Raw genomic sequence first — 8,777 nt, forward strand, 5'->3', positions numbered from 1 at the left:
ACGTCGGAACGGTTCGTCGCCTCACCTCACGGCGGCCGGCTGTACCGGACCGGTGACCTGGCACGTTGGACGCCGGGCGGCGAGCTGCTCTATGCGGGCCGCGCCGACGACCAAGTCAAGATCCGCGGCTTCCGGATCGAGCCGGGCGAGATCGAGAACGTACTGGCCGAGCACGACACCGTCGCCCAGGTCGTGGTGCTCGCGAGGCAGGACCAGCCCGGGACCAAGCGGCTGGTCGCGTACGTCGTCCCGGCCGAAGGCGCCCTCGACGCCGACCTGTTGCGGGACTACGCCGCTGACAGGCTGCCGGAGTACATGGTGCCCGCCGCGATCGTGCAGCTTGAGACATTGCCCGTCACGGTCAACGGGAAGCTGGACCGTGCCGCGCTGCCCGCCCCGGAGTTCGCCGGGTCGGAGAGTCGGGGCCCTGCGACTCCGGTGGAAGAGGTGCTGTGCCGGCTGTTCGCCGACGCGTTGGGCTTGGAACGGGTCGGTGCGGAGGACTCGTTCTTCGAGCTCGGCGGCGACTCCATCATGTCGATGCTGGTCGTCTCCCGGGCCCGTCGCGCCGGAGTGGTGATCACCGCGCGCCAGATGTTCGAGCACCGGACCCCGGCCGCGCTGGCCAGGGTCGCCGCGACGGTGAAGACGAGCGGACGCGTGGACGAGCGGGCGGTCGGGGCCGTGCCGCTGACCCCGCTGATGCGCGAGCTGGCCGAGCGGGCGGGCCCGACGGTCCTGACCGGGGCGTTCTCCCAGACGATGCTGATCGAGGTCCCGGCCGGGCTGGAGCTGACGCGCTTGGAGGCGGCGGTTCGGAAGGTGCTGGACCACCACGACGTACTACGTGCCCGCCTGGAGCTCGCCGACGGTGAGCCGGACTCGCTCGTCGTACCGGAGAAGCGCTCCGGGCTGCCTGAGGTGCGGCGCGTGGACGCGGCGGGCCTGGACGCCGACCCCGAGCAGCGGATCGGCGTAATGCGGTCGTACGCCGAGGAGGAGGCGAAGCAACTCGACCCGCTCGCGGGGCGGATGGTGCGGGTGGTGTGGTTCGACGCCGGACCCGACCTGCCCGGCTGGTTGCTGGTGGTGGCGCATCACCTGGTGGTCGACGGTGTGTCGTGGCGTGTGCTGGTCCCGGACCTTGCGACCGCGTACATGTCGGGCCTGGATACGACCGTGGATGCGGGCCTGGATGCGCCGACCACGTCGTTCCGGCGATGGTCGGAGGCCCTCACCGCGGAGGCGCTGACCGCGGATCGGATGGCCGAACTGCCGCTCTGGACCGGGATGTTGGAAGGCCCAGACCCTGTTCTGGGTGAGCGCGCACTCGATCCGGCCGTGGACACGGTGGCCGGTGGGACGCGGCGGGTCGAGTTCCAGGTGCCCGTGGCGGTGACGTCGGAGCTGCTTACGCGGGTACCCGCCGCCTTTCATGCCGGTATCGACGATGTACTGCTGGCCGGTCTGGTCGCGGCCGTGGACGAGTGGCGTGAAGTACCGGGCGGCCTGCTCGTGAACGTGGAGGGCCACGGCCGCGTGCCGCTCTCCGACGACATGGACCTGTCGCGTACGGTCGGCTGGTTCACGAGCTCGTATCCGGTCAGGCTCGATCCCGGCACGGTCGACCACGACCGGATCCGGGCAGGAGGCGCCGACGCGGGCCGCCTGCTCAAGCGGATCAAGGAGCAGGTGCGGGCAGTCCCTGGTGACGGGCTCGGCTACGGGCTGTTGCGCCACCTGAACCCGGAGACGGCCCCGGCTTTCGCCGGACTGCCTGTGGCGCGAGTCGGCTTCAACTACCTCGGCCGTTTCACTCCCACCCACGACGACGTGCGCGGGAACTGGCAGCCCGACGGCGACACCGTCCTGGGCGGGACGGCCGACGAGCGCATGGTTCTGACGCACGAGCTCGACGCCGGCGGACTGGTCCGCGACCTTCCCGACGGGCCCGAGCTGACGATCTCGCTGGCGTGCCCGGCGGGGTTGCTGGACGACGCGGCGCTGGACCAGATCGCCGCAAGCTGGGTGGCGATGCTCGGCGGCCTGGCGGCCCACGCCGCCGAGTCCGGCAGCGGTGGGCACACTCCGTCCGACTTCCCGTTGGTCGCTCTCGGTCAGGGTGAGGTCGAGGAGCTGGAGGCGGCTGTTCCGGGTCTGGTCGATGTGTGGCCGTTGTCGCCGTTGCAGGAAGGGCTGTTGTTCCATGCCCGGTACGACGAGGGCGCCCGCGATGTTTATGTGGGTCAGCGGTTCATGGACCTCGAAGGAGCCCTGGACACCGGTGTGCTCCGGGCGTCGTGGCAGGCGTTGTTGGACCGGCATGCGAGTCTGCGGACCGGGTTCCGGCAGTCGGCCGGGATGGCGAGTCCGGTCCAGGTGGTTGTACGGGATGTGGTGCTGCCGTGGCGCGAGGTGGACCTGTCCGGTCTGTCCGAGGCGGACGCCGAGGCGCAGGCCGTCCGGCTGGCCGAGGAAGAGCAGGGGAGCCGGTTCGATCTGGCGGTTCCACCGGCGTTGCGGTTGTTGCTGGTGAAGCTGGGCGACTCGCGCCATCGGCTGCTGGTGACTTCGCACCACATCGTGATGGACGGCTGGTCGCTGCCCGTCCTGTTCGATGAGCTGTCACAGATCTATGCGGCCGGCGGCGACGCGAGCGCCCTGCCGCCGGTGACCCCGTACAGGAACTACCTTGCCTGGCTGGGTAGTCAGGACAAGGACGCCGCCCGAGACGCCTGGCGTGAGCTGCTCGCCGGTGCCGACGACCCCACGCTGGTGGGACCCGTCGACGGCGCCGGCGAACAGATCGGACACGTCGTCGCCCGCACCGGCGAACCACTCACCCGGACGCTGCAAGCGACGGCCCGCAAACACGGGCTGACGCTGAACACCCTGGTCCAGGGAGCGTGGGCGGTCCTGGTCGGGATGCTCTCTGGCCGCACCGATGTGGTGTTCGGTGCGACGGTCGCGGGCCGTCCCGCCGAACTTCCGGGCGTGGAGCAGATGCTGGGGCTGTTCATCAACACCGTCCCGGTGCGCGTCCGCCTGCGTCCGGGGCAGCGCTTCGCCGACCTGCTGGCAGATCTCCAGGTCCAGCAGGCCGGACTGATCGCCCACCAGCACCTGGGCCTGACCGAGATCCAGCGCATCGCCGGCGCGGGCGCGACCTTCGACACCCTCGTCGTCTACGAGAACTATCCGCACGACCCCGACGCAGCGGTTCAGCCCGGAGGACTCCCGATCACCGGAGGCGGGGGCGAGGAGGCGGCCCACTACCCGCTCACTCTCATCGCGACCCCCGGCGACGGACTGGAACTGCGGCTGGAGTACCGGCCCGACGTGTTCGACGAGCCGACGGTCCAGGCCCTGGTGGCCCGGCTGACCCGGCTCCTGGAACAGATCACCCTCGACCCGGAACTCCGGGTCGGCGAACTCGACGTACTGGAACCGGCCGAACGGCAGCGGATCCTCAAGGACTGGAACGACACCACCCGTCCCGTCCACGCCACGCTGCTCACCGACCTGTTCGAGGCCCAGGCAGCGCGGACCCCCGACCTCGAGGCGGTCGTCAGCAAGGACGACGCCCTGACGTACGCGGAGCTGGAGGCGCGGGCCAACCAAGTCGCTCACCGGCTCATCGACCGGGGAATCGGCCCGGAGGACCTGGTCGGCGTACTGATGGAACGGTCGGCCGACCTGTTCGCGGTGCTGCTCGGCGTGCTCAAGTCGGGCGCTGCGTACGTGCCCATCGACCCCGGTTATCCGGCCGAGCGGATCGGCTTCATGCTCGCCGACGCCTGCCCGGCGCTGGTGGTGTGCACCGGCAGGAGTGCGGAAACCGCAGCCGGGTTCGAACGGCTCATCTGGGACGCCCCGGACGTGGTGGCCGACCTGTCCGGCCGCCCGACGAACGCTCCCAGCGACGCCGACCGGGTTACGCCGCTACGTCCCTCCCACCCCGCGTACGTGATCTACACCTCCGGCTCGACCGGGACGCCCAAGGGCGTCGCGGTGCAACACCGCGGTTTCGTCAACTACGTGAACTGGCGGGTCGGCGCCTACGGCTGGGGTCCCGGCGACAGGGTCCTGCAGTTCGCCTCGGTGTCGTTCGACACGTCCGTGTCGGAGATCTACCCGACGCTGGCCGGCGGGGCGACCCTGTGCGTCGCCCAGCGGGACGGCGACATCCTGCTGGAGCTGGAGACTCTGGCCGTCAACGCCGTCACCTTCACACCGAGCGTCCTGGAGACGCTCGTGGGGGACGACGCGCGGACGGAGGCGGTGCTGCGGAAGATCGAGCACGTCGTCACCGCGGGCGAGGAATGCAGCCCCGAGGTGGTGCGGCGGTGGGCTCCGGGACGGTCGTTCTACAACGAGTACGGCCCGACCGAGGCCACGGTGGACGTCACCTGCTGGACGGCGCCCGCCGAGCTCCCCGACGTCGTGTCGCTCGGCGGCCCGATCGCCAACGTCCGGGTGTACGTACTGGACGAGCACCTGCGCCCGCTTCCCCCCGGAGTGACCGGAGAGCTGTACGTCGCGGGGACGGGACTGGCGCGCGGTTACGTCCGGCGCCCGAATCTGAGCTCGCAGCGCTTCGTCGCCTGCCCCTTCTCGGACTCCGGGGAGCGGATGTACCGGACCGGCGACCTGGCGCGCTGGACCACCGGGGGCGAACTGCGGTTCGCGGGCCGGGTCGACGACCAGGTGAAGATCCGAGGTTTCCGGATCGAACCCGGCGAGATCGAGGCGGTGCTGGCCGCGCACGAGAGCGTGGGCCAGGTAGCGGTGATCGCCCGCGCCGACCGGCGGGAAGGCCGTGCCCGCCCCATCAAGCGCCTGGTCGCGTACGTGGTGCCCGCGGATCCGCACACCGGCATCGATGCCGGGGCGCTGCGCGACCACGTGGCCGGGCTGATGCCGGAGCACATGGTTCCGGCCGCCGTCGTCGCGCTCGACGCGCTGCCCGTCACGGTGAACGGCAAGCTCGACCGGGCCGCGCTGCCCGCACCCGAGCCCGGCGCTCGCCCGGCCGGCCGAGGCCCGGCCACGCCGGTCGAGGACGTGCTCTGCCGCCTGTTCGGTGAAGCCCTGGGCCTGGAACGGGTCGGCGCGGAGGACTCGTTCTTCGAGCTCGGCGGCGACTCGATCATGTCGATGCTGGTCGTCTCACGCGCCCGTCGCGCCGGAGTGGTGATCACCGCCCGGCAGGTGTTCGAGCACAAGTCCGCGGCGGGCCTCGCCCGGGTCGCCACCGCGACCGCCACCGACCCCGTCGCCGTGGTGCGGGAACCCGATGTGCCCGTGGGACGAGTGCCCTTGACGCCCGTCATGCGCGAACTGGCCGAGCGGGCGGGACCGACCGCGCTGACCGGATCATTGACCCAGTCGATGCTCGTCGAGGTGCCCGCAGACCTGGATCTGTCCCGGCTGGCGACGGCCGTACGGGCGCTGCTCGACCATCACGACATCCTGCGCGCCCGTCTCGAACTCGTCGACGGCGAGCCGGATTCGCTGATGGTGCCGGAGAAGGGCTCCGGGCCGTCGGGCGACGACTGCGTGATGCGCGCCCCGACGCCGGACGTGGCAGCCGAGTTCCGGCGCGCGGTGGACCGGCTCGACCCGCAGGCAGGGGTGATGATCCAGCTGGTGTGGTTCGACGCCGGGCCCGAAGTGCCCGGACGGTTGCTGCTGGTGGCGCATCACCTGGTCGTCGACGGCGTCTCCTGGCGGGTGCTCCTCCCGGATCTCGCGGCCACGTACGAGGCCCTGGAGGCCGGACGGGACGTCGAACTCGACCCGGTCGACACGTCGTTCCGGCGGTGGGCACGCGCCCTGGAGAAGCAGGCGGCCGAGGCGGGCCGGGTGGCCGAGCTGCCGAACTGGACCCGGTTGCTCGACGGCCCCGACCCGCTGATCGGGAAGAGGGCGCTCGACCCGTCCGTGGACACCGTGGCCGCCGGCGTGCACGCCGTCTCCCTGCCGGTGCCCGTCCCGGTGACGGCGGACCTGCTGACCCGCGTTCCGGCGGCGTTCTACGCAGGCGTCGACGACGTCCTGCTGGCCGGTCTGGCCGGTGCGGTGGCCGAGTGGCAGCGGGGGAGGGGCCGTAACACCGAGGCCGGGATGCTCGTGGACGTCGAGGGCCACGGCCGGGTGCCGTTGAGCGAGGACCCGATCTCGGACGACCTCGACCTGACCACGACCGTCGGCTGGTTCACCGGCTCCTACCCGGTACGGCTCGACCCCGGCACCACGGACTACGCGACGATCCGCTCCGGTGGAGCCGCGGCGGCCGTCCTGATCAAGCAGGTGAAGGAGCAGCTGCGCGCAGTACCCGGCGACGGACTCGGCTACGGGCTCCTTCGCTACCTCAACCCCGAGACGGCCCCGGCTCTGTCCGCTGTGCCGACGCCGCAGATCGGCTTCAACTACCTCGGCCGCTTTCCCTCCACGGTTCGGCAGTTGGACGGCCATGACATCGGAAAGGCGAGCTGGCAGCCTGTCGGAGACGTGGTCCTGGGCGGAACGGCGGACGCCCGGATGGCCGCTTCCCATGCCCTCGAAGCCGGTGGACTGGTCCGCGATCTGCCGGAAGGGCCCGAACTGACCGTGACACTGACCTGCCCGACCGGGCTGCTCGACCGGGCCGCGCTCCACGAGCTGGCCAGCGGATGGGTCGCGATGCTCACGGGACTGGTGGCCCACACCACCGACCCGGACGGTGCTTCCCGCACCACCGGTCATACGCCCTCCGACTTCACCCTGGTGACACTCGCCCAGGACGAGATCGACGAGTTCCAGATCAGGCTTGCAGACGAAAAGGGACCCCAGTGACCCAGGTGCGTATCGAAGATGTGTGGCCGCTGTCGCCGCTCCAGGAAGGTCTGCTGTTCCACGCGGGATACGACGAGGACGCCCACGATGTCTACGTGCTCCAGGGTGCGATGGAACTCCGGGGCGCACTGGACATCGACCTCTTACGCACGTCCTGGCAGGCGCTGCTCGACCGGCACGCGACCCTGCGGGCGAGCTTCCAGCGGCGAGGGACGGGCGACCCCGTCCAACTGATCGCTTCGGGGGTGCGACTGCCGTGGCGCGAGGTTGATCTGTCCGGGGTGGACGGGGCCGAGCAGCAGGCCGAGGCGGATCGGCTCGCGGACGCGGAGAAGGCCCGGTTCGATCTGGCGGTTCCGCCGCTGCTGCGGTTGTTGCTGCTGAAGCTGGACGAGTCGCGTCATCAGCTGGTGCTGACGATGCATCACATTTTGATGGATGGTTGGTCGCTGCCGGTTTTGTTCGGTGAGTTGTCTGAGTTGTATGCGGCGGGTGGCGATGTGTCGGTGTTGCCGCCGGTGACGTCGTATCGGGAGTACTTGGCGTGGTTGGGCCGTCAGGACAAGGATGCGGCACGGAACGCCTGGCGGGATGCGCTGGCGGGGACCGTCGACCCGACGCTGGTACGCCCGGCCGGCCCTGGTGCGAACACGTCCGTCCCCGGACACACGACGGTACGGGCATGCGCCCGGCTTACGGACGCTCTGCGGGAGACGGCGCGTGAGCACGGGCTGACGTTGAACACCGTGGTGCAGGGGGTGTGGGGTGTTCTGGTCGGCATGCTGACCGGCCGGAGTGACGTGGTCTTCGGTGCTGTGGTGGCCGGTCGTCCGGCTGATCTGCCTGGTGTTGAGCGGATGCTGGGCTTGTTCATCAATACGGTGCCGGTGCGGGTGCGTCTCGATCCGTACCGGACGGTCGCGGAGCTGCTGACCGACCTCCAGATCCAGCAGGCAGAGCTGATCCCGCACCAGCACCTCGGGCTGACGGAGATCCAGCGCCTCGCCGGTACGGGGGCGACCTTCGACACGCTCTTGGTGTACCAGAACTATCCGCGCAACCCCGACGGGCCGCTGCAGCTCAGCGGCCTGAAGATCGACGGCGCGGCGAGCGAGGACGCCGCCCACTACCCGCTGGCCCTGGCTGTTGCCCCGCTGGACGAGCTGGAACTGCGCTTCGACTACCAGCCCGACGTCTTCGACGCGGCGACCGTGCAGACCCTGGGAGACCGGCTGGTCAGGCTCCTGGAGCAGATCGCCGCCGACCCCGCGATGCCGGTGGGTCGGCTCGATGTGCTTGACGAGGGCGAGCGGCGCCTGGTGGTGGACGGCTGGAACGACACTGCTCGGCCGATTTCTGCGGTGACGTTGCCGGAGTTGTTCGGGGCGCAGGTGGCGCGGACTCCGGGTGTGGTTGCGGTTGTTGGTGGCGGTGTGTCGCTGACGTATGCGGAGTTGGACGAGCGGGCGAACCGGGTGGCGCATGCCCTGGTCGGCCGGGGTGTGGTTCCGGAGAGCCGGGTCGGCGTGGTGATGGACCGGTCGGCTGACCTGGTCCCGGTGCTGCTGGGCGTGGTGAAGGCCGGTGCGGCGTATGTGCCGCTGGATGGCGATCATCCGGTGGAGCGGTTGCGTGCGGTGGTGGCGGAGGCCGGGGTCTCTGTAGTGGTGGCCGACCGTGATCTTGACGGTCTCCAGACGACTGCTGTGGCGGGGCTGTTTGACGCTGAGCCGGTGGATCCGGGGCGGCTCCTGTCGCCGGACAGCCTGGCGTACGTGATGTACACGTCGGGTTCCACTGGCACGCCTAAGGGTGTGGCGGTGACGCACGGGAATGTGGCGAGTTTTGTCGCTGACCGTAGTTGGCGTGATGACGTGGTCGAGCGGGTGTTGGTGCAGGCCAACCATGCTTTTGATGCGTCGACGTATGAGTTGTGGGTG

At 70.3% G+C, this 8,777-nt stretch carries 2 protein-coding genes; both read left to right on the forward strand.

The genetic code is table 11. The features are described 5' to 3' along the window. Positions 1–6,837 (forward strand): non-ribosomal peptide synthetase (locus J7I98_RS33335; RefSeq protein WP_214928807.1); only part of this gene is annotated, 6,837 nt, incomplete at its 5' end. Next, on the forward strand, positions 6,834–8,777 hold a 1,944-nt coding region (locus J7I98_RS42720; protein WP_214928808.1), incomplete at its 3' end, for a condensation domain-containing protein. The genes J7I98_RS33335 and J7I98_RS42720, both read left to right, overlap by 4 nt.

It is taken from the genome of Streptomyces sp. ISL-98, from assembly GCF_018614055.1.
Taxonomy (GTDB): Bacteria; Actinomycetota; Actinomycetes; order Streptomycetales; family Streptomycetaceae; genus Streptomyces; species Streptomyces spiramyceticus.